Here is a 17612-nt window from a genome sequence, read left to right as displayed (position 1 = left end):
TTAATAAAAATCTTTTTTAAACATTTAAACAAATTAGAATTATTTAATTTCGAAAATAATTAAATTTAAATAATAATATAACATATATTATAATTAGTATAATTGTTAATTATTTATCATGATAATTCAACAAGAATGACTAAAATCAATGAGGAGAAAGACATATGATAGATCTCAATAAGATGTTTAAACCTGAATCTGTGGCTGTTATTGGAGCATCCAATACTCCTGGAAAAGTTGGACACATCATTGTTGATAATCTTATCAACGATGGATTTGAAGGTGCAATTTATCCAGTAAACCCTAAAGGCGGAGAGATTCTTGGTAAAAAAGCATATGCAAACATAAAAGACATACCTGAAAAAGTAGATTTAGCAATTATTACCATCCCTGTTAAATTCGTAAACCCAACCGTTAAGGAATGTGGTGAAGCAGGCGTAGAAAACATGGTAGTCATTACTGCCGGTTTCAAGGAAGTTGGTGGAGAAGGTGCTAAATTAGAAGCAGAATTAACAGCACTTGGTGAAGAATACGGTATAAACATTATTGGACCTAACAGTTTAGGAATTACTGATTCACACACACCATTGAACGGGTCATTTTCACAAATGATGCCGCCAACCGGAAACATGGCTTTCATCTCACAAAGTGGAGCTATGATGGTAGCTATTATCGATTGGAGCGTAACATCAGGAATCGGATTCAGTAAAGTAATCAGTTTAGGTAACAAAGCTGGAGTAAGCGAAATTGAATTACTGCAATACCTAGCTGAAGATGACGAAACCAACGTAATCATCTGTTACTTGGAATCAATTTCAGATGACGAAGACTTCGTAAGAACCATGAGGGAAACCGCTCACAAAAAACCGATTATTGTACTTAAATCAGGTTCCAGTTCCGCTGGAGCTGCTGCAGCATCCTCACACACAGGAGCGCTTGCAGGAAGTGACTTGGCATTTGATACCGCATTCAGGCAATCCGGAATCATGCGTGTAGAAACAATGGCTGAACTATTCGATTTAGGTCTAGCATTCTCTAAAGCACCTCTTCCAAGAGGAGATAATGTAGCTATCATTACCAATGCAGGTGGTGGAGGAGTGCTTACAGTTGACGCAATGGAAAAAGCAGGTTTGAATCTTGTTCAATTCGATGAAGAAACCACTGCCAAATTAAAAGAATGCGTTACCGATGAAGGAAGTGCCAAAAACCCTATTGATGTGCTCGGAGATGCACCAGTAAGCAGATACAAAGAATCCCTGGAAATCGTATTGAGCCAAGATGAAGTTGACAGTTTAATCGTTATGGTTTGTCCAACAGCATCCGCTGATCCTGATGGAATTGCAAACGCAATTTTAGAAGAAAGGAAAGAATTCGACAAACCTATTATTGTTGTAAATATGGGAGGACCATCATTTGAAGCTGCAAATGAAGCTTTAAGAGAAAATGGTGTGCCAACTTACGTATTCCCTGAAACTGCAGTGACCGCACTTGAAGCAATGACAAGATATGCTCAACTAGAAGGCAGAGTATACGATGACGTTGTTGAAAAAGTGGATGATGTCGACAAGGATGCCGTCCAAGCAATATTCGACAAAGTCAAAGCTGACGGAAGAGACACATTGCTTGGAAGTGAAGCATATGCAGTAGCTGAAGCATATGGAATTTCAGCAGCACCAATCAAATTATCAACAAGTGCTGATGAAGCTGCAGAGCTTGCTGAAGAAATGGAATTCCCAGTTGTACTTAAGATTGCATCAGACAAAATCTTGCACAAATCCGATATCGGAGGTGTAAAAGTAGGAATAACAAATGCTGAAGAAGCAAAAGCAACATATGACGAAATTATCGCAAATGCAAAAGCAGCACACCCAGATATTGTTCCTGACGGTGTAGAAGTGCAAAAAATGATGGATTCCGGGGAAGAAGTTATTGTTGGTATGATACGTGACAAACAATTCGGACCAATGATTGCATTCGGTATGGGTGGAATCTACGTAAACCTTATTGAAGACGTTTCATTCAACCTCGCAAAAGGAATGAGCTCTCAGGAAATTGATGAACAAATTGATTCAACCAAAGTATCCAAATTACTTGCAGGATACAGAGGAGAAGCACCTTGCGATGTTGAAGAAGTTAAAGAAGCTATCAAAAGAGTAGCCAGATTAACTTTAGACTTCCCAGAAATATCAGAGCTTGACATCAACCCAATATTCGTTTACGAAGAAGGTTCAAGTGCTCTCGATATTAAAATCAAATTATAATTTCTCAAACGAGAAATTATCTCTTTTTTATTTTTTTACTATTTTGGTATATACTTATATTTTTTAAAAGTAACTGTTTTTTATGTTGACTCTTCAAATTGACTGAATAGTCAATTATTTGATAAGTTTAAAAGAATAATGTAATTAAAAGAAGCGTCAATTCAATTAAAGTGATGTTTGAAATTTAGAAAAAAATAAAAAAATAAGCATAGTTGAATTAACTATGCTTCCCAATATAAATCTTCATGGGAAATTGGTTCTTTAAGAATACCTAAGTCCACTTCAAGTGCTTGGAATGCATCGACATCTGCTTTGAACTGATCATTAACACCATAAATGAATGGGAAACTACCTAATGAATCAGCTTCAACATCCGCATCAGAAACAATGTCCTCAGGCAAGAGTTTTACAACATTATCAGCATGGCCTGATGCAACATTAGTGTTGATGAATTTAGTAGCTTCTTCATGAATCTCTATAATGGATTTTGTTTCGTTTTCATGGTTTGTAATGAAATCTTCAGATGCAACGACTACACAACATGGGTGGTTTGGCAAAATAGCTTCAGAGTCTGCTAAAACAGTATTTCCCTCTTCAGCTGCTGCAATACTTACATAAGGTTGGAAAGTGATAATTCCATCAATTTGTTTTGCTTTTAAAGCATCGTTCATTGAAGGTACTTTCATTGCAGATTCGTTAATGTCATCCAAAGACATTTGATTTTGTTTTAAGTAGTATGCAAGCAATACATGTTGAATTGAAGCTTCACCAGGAGTTGCGATTGATTTTCCTTTTAAGTCAGCTGCAGAAGTAATACCAGATTCATCAGTTACGACAATACCAGATCCTTCAGTTTGAGCAGAGGAAATAACCTTTACAGGAACTCCTTTTTCAACAGAAGACAATACCGGTGCAATACCGACATATCCCACATCAACGTCTCCACTTGCCATTGCAGTCATTAAGTCTCCACCGTTATTGAACTGAACGAGTTCAGTTTCAATACCTGCTTTTTTGTATAAACCTTGAGCATCAGCTACAAACAATGCAGCATCGTGGTCTGAAGGTAAATATCCTATCTTTACAGTGCTGTCATCTCCGCCAAAAATGTCGAAAAGACCTGCACTAGCTGAACCCATTACTAAACAGGCAGCAAGTGCGAGCACTAAAACAAACATAATTTTTTTATTCATAAATTTTCACCGTAATAATTTAAATTTATTACAATTATTACTTATTACAAGTATATTATAAATATATTGCACTAATTAACAATTGTTATATTTTGAATCCCTTAATAAATTATTAAATTAAATATTATTTAAATATTTTCTAAAGAATATATTCAGGTTATATCCCAGATTCTTGCGAAATATCGCATGGTTTAATCCAATCCTCACGATTAACTAGAGTTTCTATCGCATCTATAATGCAATGAGGATTCCATCCAACTACCGCATCAGACCTTTCCTCTAATTCTTTTAAAATAGATTCCATACCATAAGAGCGGACTAAAAGCAATGGAACATCAAATTCATTTGATTTAGTTATCAATTCTTCGAATAACTCCGTATTATAATGATAAAGACCAAACAATAATATTATTACATCAATCTCATCAAATAATTCATCTGTTAAATCATTTTCTAGAGTATTATACTCATTATATGAAAAATCTTCTTGACTGTCAATACGTTTCTTGTAAAAATCATATTGATCAATTGGATCATATTCCCCTTTGGTTATGAGAATATTATACACTCTATTTTCATGATTTTCATCTGACAATTTATCACCAACAATTCAATCAATAAACTTCCAAATTATAAAATAAAATACATTCCAGAATAGCAGTTATCCCCCATAAATAATCTGAACTAATTGAACTTCATCCCCTTCATCAATAATACTGTCTTCTATTGTAAGCTCACCATTTTGCTTTGCAACAGTTGTTTGAGAAGATAGCCCCAATTCATTCAGCAAATCTTTTATTGTAAAATTTTCCTTTAATTCCCTTTCTTCATCAATATCCTTAAACTTCAAATTATATTTCATAATATCTCCTTTTCTAAGATTATCAATTATCCAAATCAACACGCTCAGGAGTTGTAAAAATTGTAAATCTGTTATCCCTTACAAAGCCTATCATTGTAATATTTCCTGCTCTGGCCACATCAATTCCTGAGGATGCCGGTGACGCATTTGAAATGATTATTGGAATTCCAACACGTATAACCTTAATTAACATATCTGCAGGCATTCTTCCACTATATGAAATATAGCATCTGCTAAAATCATATCCCTCCTTTGCAGCGGCTCCAATAACTTTATCAACGGCAACATGACGGCTCACATCTTCACGAATGATTATCTTATCTTCATATTTAAGCTGCGCCACATGAACACCAGCGGTCTTTTGCCAGATTTTAGCTTCATCAGTCAAATGTATAATATCTTTAATAACCTGGGTTGCATTAATCTTTAAATCAGAAGTATTCGGTTCAATTGTTTTTAGCTCGGACCTAATTCCTCCCGCATTATCCGAGTTTACGCCTTGATACTCAAGCAATCTGCAGACACATGCATGTTCACAGTTTCCCTTTCGCTCTTGAACAATACCCTCTTGCTCCAAATCCTCTTCGGGATCATGGTTGAGGTTTGTTGAAACTAAAACATTTGTTCCATCTAACTTGATAGATTCAATGTCTGAGTAATCTTTAATCAAACCTTCACCCAAGCAATAGCCAACTGCAAAGTCCTCTAAATCCTTAGGGTATGTTGAGAACTTACGGGGAGGCAGATAATCGATGAATAAGTAGGTATATTCATCATCAACGCTATTTTCTTTAATAGTTTTGTACATTCCATCATTCCATTGAATTACATCAGTCTGTCTTAAGAATTCCATATTATCACTATCGTTATATTTTTTGATTAAAAAAATTAAATTCACCTGCCGGCCAGGGCAACATCAACATACTCCCTAAGCCTTTCACGTTCGCTGGAATCAATATTTTCTAGATTATGAATGCTGGTTTGCTTATTGTTCTTTGAAAGAATTATGTGAGTGTTAATGTATCCTTGCTCTTCAATTAACCTTAACAGTCTTTTACCATATGTTAAATCAGGATTTGAAATACGATTAAGCATTAAATTTAGGGTTCTGCCTTCATCAATTCCCAATACTTCACACATCCCATACATCTCATTGATAATCTCGGCCGCCCAGCTTTTCAGGGTGACTTCACGACCATCCCTCAATAATCTCATTGAATCGACATAAGCCTTTTCAGCCGTATTTTCCTCATTCAGCTTTGCTTCCCTTTGCCAATCAGCATAATCCGATTCACTTTTAACAAGCATATAAATCAAGAACAAATGAAGAAACTTCATATCATGTTCGACAAGCCCGCATTGATAGAACGGATTGATATCCAGAGTTCTGATTTCAATATATTCAATTCCATCATTCTTTAGGGAATTCAGCAAATCTTTAGGATTTTTCGGCTTTAATCTTATTTGCGTGTATAATTCTTTAGCTTCGGACAAATCCCCATTTTCAATGAAAGCGTTAACATCCCTTGTGAACTCCTCCACAGTATCATAAGAGGGATACAGTTCCTTTAAGTTCTTATATCCGCAGGATGCGTTTCTAAATGAGGGTCCCCTAGTCGAGTAATAGCTGCCGTAGTCATCTTTTGCATCCATCAAGTGCAAACAGTCATTTGAAAATGTCTTATGAGACCCGATTGAACATCCTGTCAAGTAGATGATCAGCCAGCAGTACCTCAAATAATTTCTAGCTATTTTTAAATAAATCCCATCCTTAAACTCTTTAAAGCTTAAATCATCATCCCCCATTGAGTATACTTTCCTTAGGAATTCATCACTAAATGAAAAGTTAAAATGGACTCCTGAAATCATTTGCTTTTTAACCCCATACTTTTTAGCTAAATCCTCACGATATTTTTGTGAGGATATTCCCTCTTCGGAGTATTGCGCTATTGGAATCTGATCCCAATAAGGCAGGATACAAGGAATTGACTGAAACCAAAGATACTCATCTTCGGGAAGTGAAGAGTTTACAAGGTCAGCCAATAAGGAAAATGTGTTGAATGCCTCATCAATAGTGTCGAATGTTGGAGTTATTATCTCTATTTGGCTTTCTGAAAAATCAGTGGTAATTAAAGGATTTGTTAGTTTATCACCAAATACTTCAGGGTGGGGTGTTAGTGACAATTCCCCCTCTCCTTTAGCTCTTAAAGATTCCCATTCAATTCCAAACGACCCTTTCAATATTTCCCTTGATGATAATTTAGATAAATTTAATAGATTCATTTCTCCATCCCCTAAAATTAAATTTTACCGTACTCTTCAATCATCTTTTCTAATTTTGTATTGCTATTCAATTTATTTATCATGTTCTTTCCGGGATTGGTATGGTTCCTAATCCTTTCATATAATGGATTCAAGAATACCTCCTCACCGATGCCCCTATCCTTTAGACCCTCTTTAGAAATATCTACAATCTCTTTTGTCAGACGACACAAGTCGTTTTTATTTATAAATGATGGAATTTCATCTTTTACCAGCTGTTTTCTAAGCTCGCCTGCAGTGTATCCTTTATGATATATCACTGTATCGTTTGTCATTAAATCCTCAAGTTCTTCAAGCTTGTCTTTTAAGCCTACATGGAAAGCCGCAACAGACATTGAATCAGCAATTGGCTGAGTACATACGCTTCTAAACTCAACTGTTCCTCTAAATGTTAGATTGATAAATTTAAATGGTCTCAAATATGTTATGTCACTAATCGCCGGTTGGATATCAATTTCCCTATATTCCCCATTGTTGTAAATTTCTCCAGTGACGGAATCCCTTGAAAAATAGTCCAAAAGATTCATTGACTCGAAATTGATGTATGCTCCATCACGCATTACGCAATATATGTTTAAAGATTCAAGGTATGCTTGCAGGTCATTAATGTCTTTGAAATCGACATTATACATTCCGATATTGTGTGGATTCACTCCATGTGTTGAATACTCCCACAATGCATCTCTAAAACATGTTCTGTGCTTATTTTCATCTACCAGCACTGAGTTTGAAAAAAGCAATGCCTTTATCGGCTCTATTTTTGAAAACACATTGATGGTTTTTATAAGATTATCCTTGTGAACATCGATTTGAACCTGTGAAGCTGAAGAGAACATGCCGTATTCTGGATATTCGTGGAAATGCATAGGAATATGGTCATAGTTTTCAGTTGATTTTAAATGATGGTAAAGCATTAGATATCTCTCAGACGGAATAGGCAAATGCTTATTGTATTTGCGGTAAGGATTTATTCCCATTCCTGTTAATGTATGATTATATTCTTCAAATGATTCCTTTACAAATGTATAATAATCTGTAAACCTTTCATTGATTGTGAATAAGTCTTTTTCACGACCCATTGCAAATTCTATATTGTTATATGAGCAGTCATAACAGACTATGTCATCGTTTTTTGAGTTTTTTAGTGAATATACATTTCCATCATAATCTATTCCATCGTTTTTAAAATCTGAGTATTCATTTTGAAATCTACGTGTAATTTCATGGACAACTTCAAAATCAACCGCTTTTTTATTAAGATTGAGGATTGGAATTTCTATTTCGATTCCTATGAAATCCTTTTTCTGGTCCGTCGGCTTGATAAACTCTTCATATAATTTGTTTCTAATTAAATCTTCACTAATCATTAATTCCCATCCCTCTTTAGTGAACTTAAATATTCCTCATGCTCTTTAGTTAAGATGTATTCATTTTCATGTTCGCCACTTTCAAAAATGATTTTGCCATCAATTAAACCGAACAGCTTGTTTAATTCAACTGGTTTCCAATCAATGTCATCCGTTAGCGGAGTTGTGGCAACTAGAAATCCTTCATCGTTTTTTAAGTAATACAGGGAATCTCTCATATTGGAGTGAATATAAGTCAAATCCCCGTCATAAATCATTAAGTTAAGTTTGTTGTTTTTTGATAAGTCTTCTACAATTTCACTCAATAGGTTAAATCTCTCTTTTATTGTAGATAATGCTCCCTTTTTAGCTTCGAACTCATTAACTTTATCAATAATATATAGTAGTATTCGCTCAGAATCAGTGTCACCGTTTTCTTTTTCTACATATTCATCAAGCTTGGGATAATCAAATATCGTACCATTGTGGATTAACATCCATGATCTGTTGTTATCGTCCGCTTCGGTGAATGGGTGACAATTGGGAGATATAATTTCACCAACAGTGGCTAATCTGATGTGAGCGAATACATTTTTTCCAACGACGGGATGAGATAATATATCTTTTAAATGTTCGCTACAATTTGCTTTTATCGGCTCTTTATCAATAACAAATTCATTGGATTGCATATTAGCTAATCCCCATCCATCAGGATGTTCATCCGAGTGATTATAAAAACATTGTAGACATTCATTTACTTGTTTTGGCGTATTTGAATTAAAACAAAATATTTCACACATACATTATCCTCCCATAAGTTGATTATCACAATATTCAAATTATGATAACAATTGTTATATATTTTATGATATATAAAGATTTAGAAAAAAAATTAAAAAAAGTAGGATGATTAACTACCATCCCAAAATATTTTATCTTCAGAAATAGGTTTCTTTAAAACACCCAAATCAACTTCCAGATTCATGAAGTCCATTACATCCTTTTTGAAGCTGTCATCAAGTCCTGAAATCAATGAGAAACTGGACAATGACTTTTTCTCAACTTCAACATCAGTGACAATGTTATCCGGCAAAAGACCTGCTGCCTCATCGGTGTTGTTGTTGATGAAGTCTGTTGCGTTTTTGTGAATTTCCAAAATGGTCTGGGTTTCATTAGGATGATTTTCTATGAAATCGTCGGATGCGGCAACCACACAACACGGATGGTTCGGCAGGATATCCCTTGAGTTAGCCAACTCAACAGCCCCATTTTCCTTAGCTATTGATACATAGGGCTCAAAAGTAATCATTCCATCAATCTTGTTGGTTTTCAGCGCATCATTCATTGAAGGAACTTTCATGGCTGAAACCTTAACGTCATCAATTGACATTCCGTTCTGATCAAGGAAATAAGTCAAAAGCATATGTTGGATTGAAGCTTCACCTGGAGTGGCTATTTTTTTACCTTCCAAATCTGATACGGAAGTAATTCCTGAGTCTTTAGCAACAACGATTCCTGACCCTTCAGTCTGAGCTGCTGAAATTACCTTAACTGGCACTCCTTTTTCGATAGAAGATAAAACCGGAGTAATTCCAACATAACCGATATCGACGTCACCACTGGCCATGGCAGTCATCAGGTCTCCACCATTGTTGAATTGAACTAGTTTGGTGTTAATTCCGTTTTCTGAAAATTTGCCCTGAGCATCAGCGACGAACAATGCCGCATCATGGTCAGACGGCAAATATCCTATTGTCACTTCGTCACTGCCTCCTCCCATGAGGAAATATCCTCCAATGGCAAGAACTGCAATGACAGCAACAATGATTGCAATAATTTTATTGTCCATTACATCACCAATATTAAATATATTTGAAAAATAATTAAAGGTTTTGATTAGGGGGATTGAAAAATTATCTATTTGGCATTCAAAACATCATTTTTAGATAAGCCGGTTAATTTTACAATTTCCTCAATTGAATAGCCTTCCTTAATCATATTTTTAGCCACATCAAGCTTACCTTTTTTTAGCAAAAATCTATCTGTCGGATTCAATAGCATATAAGTTTCCTCCTCATATTGATTAAGTTCATCTTCTTCTAACATGTTTGTGCTTAAAACATCAAGCAAACGAATTATTGCAGTTTTTTCATTGATATCCATTTTTGAATTCACCGCAATTCTTTCAATAAGTTCACGTGCTTTTAGAAGAATTTCCACTTGCGGTTCATCATGATCTGTGTAGACAATGACCTGAAGTGATGCGATGTCATCATCCGTAACTTCCCTGTTATTTTTTAATTTATCTTCAATATTTTTAAAGATTTCTCTTGCCTTAAATTCCTTAAGAGAAATGACATGCATCGTATATATGCATTCATCGTTAATGATGAATTCTTTTTTGTCATACTGTGCTTTTTGAGTGCATAATATGTACAAATCAACATTATTATTTTTGAAAATCCTTAAGGAAGCCACATATCGAAAAAATCTATTAATATCTTCATCTGTTGGAAGTTTTGATTGGCATTCCAAAATTAGGCTTACAGTTTTTCCATCTTTTCTAGCATCTCCTGCAAAGTCAATTCGTGAAATGCCGGGTTCCAATGTTGTATATTCAGATAGTATTATTCTTTCGATTTTGTATGGAATTCCAATGAATTTCAAAAGTCCGTTTGCACGCTTATGAAGAACTGACTTGAAATAGAAGTCATTGTAATGAGAATAATTCATGTCTGAAAATTCTTTTTCTGAATTCATAACCATTTATATGATAAAAATAGTATTTAAAATTTTTCTTTTTTAATTTTAAGACAATTTAACAAATATAATACAATTTAAGAAGTTTATATTAATATTGATATAGACATGAAAGAATTCATTAAATTTATATACTTTAATGTAATATAACTATTGTTATAAAATTTAAAGTGAGTGAAAAGATGCCGACAAGATATATTGGAGACGGATACTGGGAAATAGCTTCCCGTCAAATGAGCATAGTAACAAGAAGCGAACAGGAAAGATTCAAGGATGCAACAATAACAGTAATAGGCTGCGGGGGAATCGGCGGCGAAACCATCGAAATGCTTGCAAGAATGGGAGTTGGCAAACTAATTTTAGTTGACAAGGACGCATTTGACCTATCCAATCTGAACAGACAGACACTGGCAACAGTAAGTGATTTGGGACTTGACAAAAGTTCAGTTGCAGCCGAAAAGGTAAGGCTGATAAATCCATACGTTAAAGTGAAGACATTCAGCGAACATATCGACCAGACAAACATTGACAAGGTAATTGGTGAAAGCGACATTGTAATCGATGCACTTGACAATGTCCTGACAAGAGTGATAGTATCCAGAAAGGCACGTGAAATCGCAATACCCTACATTCACGGAGCAATTCATGGAACAATGGGTCAGATTACCGTCTTTTTGCCAAACAGTGAAAAGACATATGAGGAAATGTTCAACCTGCCTTCAATCGGTAAAGAGTTAACAGATGAGACAATTGAAGCATTGAAAAATGTAACTTCAGGCGTTCCGCCGGTAATCGGGCCGACACCAAACTTGATAGGCTGTCTTGAAGCCTTTGAAGCGTATAAAATAATGACAGGAGTAGGAAAAGTTACCGTAGCTCCTAAGATTTTAACCTTTGATTTGCTTGATTTAGGTTCATTTTCATTAGAAGAAATTTAAATAGATGTTTAACATCTATTTAATCCTAAATTATTAGAATGAAACTTTTATTCAACAGGAAAAATGAAATTAAATTCCAAAAGCCCATCTTACAATAATATCAATGAAATTGCACTCAATTACAGCAGCAATAGCCAACAATATAACTATAATCACCACCATAATCAGAATATCTTTTAATTCTCTTTTATGCTCCGCCAGAGTATTTTTAAAGCTCCTGTTTTTTATCATTTTTATTTCCAGCTGAGTTATCTTAAACGCCGCCGCTAGAGAAAATACTGATGCCGAATATTCTATTATTCCATGAGGCAGAATCGTTGGTGCAAAAAATGCGAAATCCATACCAAAAGGAGCTCCAATACTTACTGCATTATAAATTACAATTAACACTGAAACAATTGAGAATAACAATCCTCCGACAATTACAATCAAATCAGCAACAAGATTATGCAAAAATATCTCAAATGTGTCCATCATAAATGACGTATCATTCTGTATTGTCCCATTGGCTTTCATCGCACTGATATTTGCTGAAATCATCCCATATTGATCGCCGATAGTCGCCAAGGTAAAAATTGCAGCGCCGACCGCAAATATTAAAAAGATGATTAGTGAAATCAGCAATACCTTTTTGTTTCGCTTGAAAAAGTCTTTCATGCTTAAATGTTTGTTAAAACTAGTGTAATAAGTTTCTGACTTGAAGTCCGACAAGCCTTTTATTTGCCATGTACAGGAATGGCGCTAAAAAGAAGAATGCAATTGTAACTAATAACTCCAATTCCAGTATTTTAGGGAAAATTTTAATAAAAACAGAAACTGTAAATGTTTGTGAAATAACAACTGCAATTAAAACTCGAATAAAGTTTCTAGTATCGAAACTTAACAGCAATTTAATAATTTCAACGAAGTCGAATGCTTTAAAAAACTTTCCCTTGTTTAGATATCTATTGAATAATCCTCCAATCAACATTAAATAGATTAAAAGGAAAAAAACAGTTAAGATTATGCCAAGCAAATAATTTCCACTTAAAAAGAATTCTTTTGCATAATGACCGACGTATGTTAAAAATATGGAATAGACAATTATAATACATGTCTTTTTAAATCCTTCCCAAATCATTTTTTTTAAGATTATTAAGCCTTGGATGTTCATCCCGGCCATTAATTGCATACCATGAGATGAAGGAACCATAACCCACAACAATTAACATTAATACATCGGATATATGAATATTGACATCAAAAAACCTGTTGTCCAATGCAGTTAAAAACATTATTCCGCCAATGACTAGGATTGCACGCTTATCAGCCAGGCCATATCTTATTGCCTGTTTAATGCTATTGTAGAATACTTTCATATTAAATCAAAAAAAATGGATTTATTAAATTTAGTTTTGTTTTTATAAAAGCTATATTTTTAATAATATTTAAAATTTTAAGATAAAAAAAAGAAAAAAAGAAGTTATAATAACTCTTTTCTTAAATCGATAGTGTCTTTAAGGTCTGGTCCGGTTGAAATAATGGTTACTGGCACACCAGTTTCTGTTTGTATGTCTTCGATGAACGCTTTGGTTTCGGCTGACAGTTCACCATAATCCTGTACACGTGCACAGTCGAATAATTTGTCAACACAGGTCAATGCGATTTGGGTTGCCCCATTGATTCTGCATGATTCTTTTGCAAGCTCCATGTCAAAGTAACCGATTCTTCTACGACGACCTGTTACAACACCATACTCTTCCAATCCTTTGCTTTCAGCTTCCTCTTGAGTCATTTCAGTTGGAAATGGTCCTTCTCCAACACGGGAGATATAGGATTTGAATACATTAATGACTTCATCTACTTTAGTTGGTCCGACTCCGACATCAGCTGCAAATGTTGAAGCAGTTGTGTCCTTACTGGTTACGTATGGATAGCTTCCATAGTAAAGTGAAAGAGCAAATCCTTGAGACCCTTCGATAAATACATCCTCACCGTTGTCAATTGCTTCGTTTACAGCAAGGGATACGTCATTGATGTACTCTTCGAGTTCGGGAACATCACGGGCCAAATCAATCATCCTCATTACCCTGTCGGAATTTGCCGGTCCGCATCCTGAACCTGTACTTCCGATTTTCTTGGATAGATATTCTGAGGACTTGTCCCTGTTCATGTGATCTTCTGTAATTATTGCACATCTAGGGTCAATAGACATTCTTTCTTTAACATTATACTTCTTTAAATCTTCAAATTCCTTAAATAATACGTCTGGATTGACTAAAACTCCAGCTCCAATCATGAGTTTTGCACCAGTATGTACAAAACCGGAGGGGGTTAATCTTAAACCGTATTTTTCCCCGTTGAATTCAACAGAGTGCCCTGCATTTGGACCAACTCCTGCACGAGCAATAATTTCTGGTTTGTCATTGTCACAAAGGTAAGTGATACATTTTCCTTTACCTTCATCACCCCATGCTCCACCAACTAAAATACTACAAGTCATTTAATAACTCCTTAAAAATTAATTGGAAAAAAATTTCCGTAACACTAATACTATATTTTTACTCATTAAAAAGCTTTTGCAATATCTAAACAAAAAGTATGATATGATAAAAATATTTAAAAAAAATATAGAAAAAATTATTATTTAGAACTCAACAATGGATGATTTTCACACATCGGGTCCTTAATAATATTTCTTTTCAGATGATACTTTAAAAAGTAAAGCATCCATTGATTAGACAACTCCCTTAGGTTGCCGTCATCAAGCCTTTCAAAATCAGTGAAGAAATCCATCTGATTTCCGCCGACAACAATAGCTATATCGTCAGTTTCAACCAACATGAAGAAATCGTTTCTTATATTGTGAATGCTGAACTCCTCATCGACAGAAAGTGACTTTTCCTTTTTATAGTCATGAAAGAAGGTATTCAAATATTCAAAATCAATGAATTTCAGCTCCTTAACGTTGAAAACGAATTCCTCACTTAACAGATGGTAGTTGAAATTATATCTGGATAGAAAATCAATATCCCAAATGTTATTGTAAAAAGCTGTGAAAAATGAATCAGAAGCAAATCTGACGGTTAAAGCAGTGCCTTCATCTGATTTAGGAGTTCCAAGCTCAACATCCTTGAATCGCAAATAAATTGAATCTTGTGAAATTTCAAGTGAAGTCCATTTGCCTGAATTGACAATTACCTCACGGATTAATTTTAATGATCTTGTATTCATTCTAACACCTTTATATAAGCTTCAAAAGCCCCCTCCATTTCATATTCCCTTTCATCATCATATGATTTGTCCCACTTAAAAGGATTAATTTTTATTTGGTTGTTAACAGTTTCATCCCATTCAATATTAAAATCAGCACATTCCAGATATTTTCTAATCACTTTTCCAATATCCAAAGCCTTTGCTTCATCATTTTCAAAATCGCCAAAGGTTAATTTCAATGATTCCTCTTCTAAAGCGTCTTCCACATCTTCAAACGTGTAGAAGCAAAATCCTTGTGCTTCAAATTTATTGTTTATCAAGTGAACGTATAGTTCAAATGCATCAGCCACTCCTTCTTCAATATCGTAGCCGCAATTATGAATGGCTATAATCTTTTCGCCGGCCAACTGATTGAAAACATTTTCCAGCCTGGAAAAGTTCTCATTTGAAGATTCATTTAAGGAAATCTCACAGCCAGAAAAATCAATGTCCTGGTCAATGAATTGATCTTCTAATATTTCCAAGATTTCCTCGGTTGAGAAAAATCCAGATTTAGTCAAAACCTCCTTCAAATAATCGATTTCCTCAACTAAATCCGAATCCATAAAATCACTAATCCTCTTCATCATACATTAATAAACGAGTGATATTTCCTCTTTCAGTGAATCCTGCAATGATACGGCTTTCACCTATTTTAGCTACTGCAAAATCATCGTGAGGTTTAAATCCGTATCCTTTAAGCTTGGTGTATGCTTCAAAGGCCAATTTCGGATAAATATCAAAATTCTTTTGAAAAGTATAAAAGTTATTTCTGAATTTCAAAAGGGAATCGTGCTCTTCAATTAAATCTGATTCGAGGATAACGAATATGTCAATGCCGTCTTCGGAAACCGCATAATAAGCATCCTTGTTTAAGATAGCAGTTGAAACCATAGCAATGGTATGGCAATCATCAAAATTTGAATTGAGTACCGGTGAAACAAATGCTCCGATTTCAAATTCCTCTCCAATGGCTTTAATTTCCTGTGATGTTTTAATTAAATCATCACCGAAGATGTCTTCATTATCCCATGCCCAGGACCATTGATTCAAGTCCTGTGAGAAGAATCCCAAAATCTGCACTGGCATTTCGATATCTCCAAAAGTTATTATTCCTTTTTCAATATCCAAGTTGCCTTCACTTTCACCTATTAAATCTGATAAGTTTTCCTGTTTATCAAGCGCAATTGCACCATATTTAGATAAGACTATTTTAAATGTATCTCCTTTTTCAATTTCAATTGGTTTTTCTATAACTTTCAACTTTAACACCTAAAATTCTAGTTTTGAAATTCTGTCCATAGCTTCTTTAGTATTTTCTAAAGTATTGAATGCAGTTAATCTTAAGTATCCTTCACCGCTTGGGCCGAATCCAGAACCCGGAGTTCCAACAACGTTTGCTTCGTTCAATAACAAATCAAAGAAGTCCCATGAGTCCATGTCATTAGGAGTCTTTACCCAGATGTAAGGGGAGCTTATTCCACCATAGACTTCAAGGCCCAAATCAGTAAGGCTTTCACGGATGACTTTGGCATTTGCCATGTAATAATCAATAATCTCTTCGACCTGTTTTCTACCTTCAGGAGAGTATGTCGCTTCAGCAGCCCTTTGAACTGGATAGGATACACCGTTGAATTTGGTGGTTTGTCTTCTGTTCCATAACGGATTGATTTCAACCGCATTGCCTTCGCTGTCATATCCCACTAACTCTTTAGGAACGACAGTGTAAGCGCAACGGGTTCCTGTGAAACCTGCAGTTTTTGAGAAACTTCTAAATTCGATAGCCACTTCTTTTGCACCTTCAATTTCATAGATACTGTGAGGCACATCATCTTCATTGATGAATATTTCATAAGCTGCATCGAATAATATTACAGCCTTGTTTTCTTTTGCCCAATCAACAAATACCTTCAATTGATCTTTGGTTAAGGTAGTTCCAGTCGGATTATTTGGATAACATAAATAAATAATGTCTACTGGTTCGGATGGAAGTTCCGGGACAAATCCATTTTCAGTATTGCATTTAAGGTAAGTCAATCCTTCATACATTCCATCAACCATTTCGCCTGTTCTTCCGGCCATTACATTGGTATCCACATAAACTGTATAAACCGGATCGGTTACTGCAATCTTATTGTCGATGCCAAATATTTCCTGAATGTTTCCGGTATCACATTTTGCTCCGTCGCTTATGAACACTTCGGATGTATCAAGAGATATTCCATATTTTTCATAATCGTTTTTAATAATCGCTTCAGCTAAAAAGTCGTAACCTTGTTCAGGACCGTATCCCATGAAAGTATCTGCATTGCCCATCTCTTCTACAGCATCTTGAAATGCTTTTATTACTGCAGGCACTAATGGTTTGGTTACATCTCCAATACCCATTTTAATTACATCAGCATCCGGATTATTTTTAATAAATTCAGCTTCTCTTCTAGCTACTTCGACAAAAAGATAGCTACTTTTCAATTTAAGATAGTTTTCATTAATTTTAACAACCATGATTAATCCTCAAAAATATTAATCTAATTTATATTTTATTTTAAGAATATATAAAAGCAATGTTTTTAGAAATTTCATCTAAAAATTGTCATTTGACAAAAAAATAATACTAAATTATTCAAAAGGCAACAGCGTTTGAAAGAAAAATTTTAAACCAACCACCCACTCAGATCGTAAAACACTGATTAATT

At 34.7% G+C, this 17612-nt stretch carries 19 protein-coding genes; 2 read left to right on the top strand and 17 right to left on the bottom strand.

What is annotated here, in order from left to right:
* Window positions 1–164: 164 nt before the first annotated feature.
* Complete coding sequence (gene acs / locus ACKI3D_RS03350; RefSeq protein ID WP_407392346.1) at window positions 165–2261, top strand: acetate--CoA ligase alpha subunit; 2097 nt, start codon at window positions 165–167, stop codon at window positions 2259–2261.
* Window positions 2262–2482: 221 nt separating this feature from the next.
* Here acs and ACKI3D_RS03345 read toward each other — a convergent pair whose 3' ends face one another.
* From ACKI3D_RS03345 to ACKI3D_RS03305, 9 genes are all read right to left on the bottom strand, one after another.
* Complete coding sequence (locus ACKI3D_RS03345; protein ID WP_407392345.1) at window positions 2483–3454, bottom strand: ABC transporter substrate-binding protein; 972 nt, start codon at window positions 3452–3454, stop codon at window positions 2483–2485.
* A 157-nt stretch (window positions 3455–3611) separates the two neighbouring features.
* Window positions 3612–4049 (bottom strand): nuclease, encoded by a 438-nt coding sequence (locus tag ACKI3D_RS03340; RefSeq protein WP_407392344.1) that lies wholly within the window; start codon window positions 4047–4049, stop codon window positions 3612–3614.
* Between the two features lie 66 nt (window positions 4050–4115).
* Complete coding sequence (locus tag ACKI3D_RS03335) at window positions 4116–4316, bottom strand: MoaD/ThiS family protein (protein ID WP_407392343.1); 201 nt, start codon at window positions 4314–4316, stop codon at window positions 4116–4118.
* Between the two features lie 22 nt (window positions 4317–4338).
* Window positions 4339–5169, bottom strand: a complete 831-nt coding sequence (gene fdhD, locus ACKI3D_RS03330) for a formate dehydrogenase accessory sulfurtransferase FdhD (protein WP_407392342.1) — start codon at window positions 5167–5169, stop codon at window positions 4339–4341.
* A gap of 41 nt (window positions 5170–5210) precedes the next feature.
* Window positions 5211–6599: a glutamate--cysteine ligase gene (locus ACKI3D_RS03325; RefSeq protein WP_407392341.1), complete on the bottom strand. Its 1389-nt coding sequence runs from the start codon at window positions 6597–6599 to the stop codon at window positions 5211–5213.
* Between the two features lie 17 nt (window positions 6600–6616).
* Entirely contained in the window at window positions 6617–8005 is a 1389-nt protein-coding gene (locus ACKI3D_RS03320; RefSeq protein ID WP_407392340.1) for a hypothetical protein, read from the bottom strand.
* A complete protein-coding gene (locus tag ACKI3D_RS03315) occupies window positions 8005–8784 on the bottom strand; it encodes a class II glutamine amidotransferase (RefSeq protein ID WP_407392339.1) in 780 nt (259 codons plus the stop codon). Before ACKI3D_RS03315 ends, ACKI3D_RS03320 begins: the two co-directional genes overlap by 1 nt.
* 110 nt (window positions 8785–8894) lie before the next feature.
* Window positions 8895–9833, bottom strand: coding sequence for an ABC transporter substrate-binding protein (locus tag ACKI3D_RS03310; RefSeq protein WP_407392338.1), 939 nt, complete (start codon window positions 9831–9833; stop codon window positions 8895–8897).
* 68 nt (window positions 9834–9901) lie between these two features.
* Window positions 9902–10744, bottom strand: a complete 843-nt coding sequence (locus ACKI3D_RS03305; RefSeq protein WP_407392337.1) for a hypothetical protein — start codon at window positions 10742–10744, stop codon at window positions 9902–9904.
* 182 nt (window positions 10745–10926) lie between these two features.
* Between ACKI3D_RS03305 and ACKI3D_RS03300 the strand changes: the two genes are divergently transcribed.
* A complete protein-coding gene (locus tag ACKI3D_RS03300) occupies window positions 10927–11682 on the top strand; it encodes a HesA/MoeB/ThiF family protein (RefSeq protein ID WP_407392336.1) in 756 nt (251 codons plus the stop codon).
* A 69-nt stretch (window positions 11683–11751) separates the two neighbouring features.
* Here the strand turns inward: ACKI3D_RS03300 and ACKI3D_RS03295 are convergent, their stop codons facing one another.
* The 8 genes from ACKI3D_RS03295 to ACKI3D_RS03260 form a co-directional block, all read right to left on the bottom strand.
* Window positions 11752–12339, bottom strand: a complete 588-nt coding sequence (locus tag ACKI3D_RS03295) for a stage II sporulation protein M (RefSeq protein ID WP_407392335.1) — start codon at window positions 12337–12339, stop codon at window positions 11752–11754.
* A 19-nt stretch (window positions 12340–12358) separates the two neighbouring features.
* Window positions 12359–12802 (bottom strand): hypothetical protein, encoded by a 444-nt coding sequence (locus ACKI3D_RS03290; RefSeq protein WP_407392334.1) that lies wholly within the window; start codon window positions 12800–12802, stop codon window positions 12359–12361.
* The gene (locus ACKI3D_RS03285) at window positions 12783–13040 is read right to left on the bottom strand and encodes a hypothetical protein (protein WP_407392333.1); all 258 of its coding nucleotides are present in this window, start codon (window positions 13038–13040) and stop codon (window positions 12783–12785) included. The genes ACKI3D_RS03290 and ACKI3D_RS03285 overlap by 20 nt, the downstream gene beginning before the upstream one ends.
* Before the next feature lie 104 nt (window positions 13041–13144).
* On the bottom strand, window positions 13145–14164 hold the full coding sequence (locus ACKI3D_RS03280; protein WP_407392332.1) for an adenylosuccinate synthetase: 1020 nt from the start codon (window positions 14162–14164) through the stop codon (window positions 13145–13147).
* Window positions 14165–14304: 140 nt separating this feature from the next.
* A complete protein-coding gene (locus ACKI3D_RS03275; RefSeq protein ID WP_407392331.1) occupies window positions 14305–14895 on the bottom strand; it encodes a hypothetical protein in 591 nt (196 codons plus the stop codon).
* Window positions 14892–15482 carry a DUF6891 domain-containing protein gene (locus tag ACKI3D_RS03270; RefSeq protein WP_407392330.1) on the bottom strand — a complete coding sequence of 197 codons (591 nt, stop codon included), beginning with the start codon at window positions 15480–15482 and terminating at the stop codon, window positions 14892–14894. Before ACKI3D_RS03270 ends, ACKI3D_RS03275 begins: the two co-directional genes overlap by 4 nt.
* Window positions 15483–15489: 7 nt before the next feature.
* Window positions 15490–16188, bottom strand: coding sequence for a DUF6882 domain-containing protein (locus tag ACKI3D_RS03265; protein WP_407392329.1), 699 nt, complete (start codon window positions 16186–16188; stop codon window positions 15490–15492).
* Complete coding sequence (locus ACKI3D_RS03260; protein ID WP_407392327.1) at window positions 16189–17421, bottom strand: LL-diaminopimelate aminotransferase; 1233 nt, start codon at window positions 17419–17421, stop codon at window positions 16189–16191.
* Between the last annotated feature and the right edge of the window lie 191 nt (window positions 17422–17612).

This window comes from Methanobrevibacter sp., assembly GCF_045586545.1.
Classification (GTDB): Archaea; Methanobacteriota; Methanobacteria; order Methanobacteriales; family Methanobacteriaceae; genus Methanocatella.
Note: the sequence above shows the minus strand (reverse complement) of the source record. Positions and strands in the feature narration are given on the sequence as shown.

What these genes read in the sequence shown, in the direction of transcription:
- acs (WP_407392346.1), top strand. Translation starts at nt 165, where the DNA reads ATGATAGATCTCAATAAGATGTTTAAACCTGAATCTGTGGCTGTTATT.
- ACKI3D_RS03345 (WP_407392345.1), bottom strand. Translation starts at nt 3,454, where the DNA reads ATGAATAAAAAAATTATGTTTGTTTTAGTGCTCGCACTTGCTGCCTGT.
- ACKI3D_RS03335 (WP_407392343.1), bottom strand. Translation starts at nt 4,316, where the DNA reads ATGAAATATAATTTGAAGTTTAAGGATATTGATGAAGAAAGGGAATTA.
- fdhD (WP_407392342.1), bottom strand. Translation starts at nt 5,169, where the DNA reads ATGGAATTCTTAAGACAGACTGATGTAATTCAATGGAATGATGGAATG.
- ACKI3D_RS03325 (WP_407392341.1), bottom strand. Translation starts at nt 6,599, where the DNA reads ATGAATCTATTAAATTTATCTAAATTATCATCAAGGGAAATATTGAAA.
- ACKI3D_RS03320 (WP_407392340.1), bottom strand. Translation starts at nt 8,005, where the DNA reads ATGATTAGTGAAGATTTAATTAGAAACAAATTATATGAAGAGTTTATC.
- ACKI3D_RS03315 (WP_407392339.1), bottom strand. Translation starts at nt 8,784, where the DNA reads ATGTGTGAAATATTTTGTTTTAATTCAAATACGCCAAAACAAGTAAAT.
- ACKI3D_RS03310 (WP_407392338.1), bottom strand. Translation starts at nt 9,833, where the DNA reads ATGGACAATAAAATTATTGCAATCATTGTTGCTGTCATTGCAGTTCTT.
- ACKI3D_RS03305 (WP_407392337.1), bottom strand. Translation starts at nt 10,744, where the DNA reads ATGAATTCAGAAAAAGAATTTTCAGACATGAATTATTCTCATTACAAT.
- ACKI3D_RS03300 (WP_407392336.1), top strand. Translation starts at nt 10,927, where the DNA reads ATGCCGACAAGATATATTGGAGACGGATACTGGGAAATAGCTTCCCGT.
- ACKI3D_RS03295 (WP_407392335.1), bottom strand. Translation starts at nt 12,339, where the DNA reads ATGAAAGACTTTTTCAAGCGAAACAAAAAGGTATTGCTGATTTCACTA.
- ACKI3D_RS03290 (WP_407392334.1), bottom strand. Translation starts at nt 12,802, where the DNA reads ATGATTTGGGAAGGATTTAAAAAGACATGTATTATAATTGTCTATTCC.
- ACKI3D_RS03285 (WP_407392333.1), bottom strand. Translation starts at nt 13,040, where the DNA reads ATGAAAGTATTCTACAATAGCATTAAACAGGCAATAAGATATGGCCTG.
- ACKI3D_RS03280 (WP_407392332.1), bottom strand. Translation starts at nt 14,164, where the DNA reads ATGACTTGTAGTATTTTAGTTGGTGGAGCATGGGGTGATGAAGGTAAA.
- ACKI3D_RS03275 (WP_407392331.1), bottom strand. Translation starts at nt 14,895, where the DNA reads ATGAATACAAGATCATTAAAATTAATCCGTGAGGTAATTGTCAATTCA.
- ACKI3D_RS03270 (WP_407392330.1), bottom strand. Translation starts at nt 15,482, where the DNA reads ATGGATTCGGATTTAGTTGAGGAAATCGATTATTTGAAGGAGGTTTTG.
- ACKI3D_RS03260 (WP_407392327.1), bottom strand. Translation starts at nt 17,421, where the DNA reads ATGGTTGTTAAAATTAATGAAAACTATCTTAAATTGAAAAGTAGCTAT.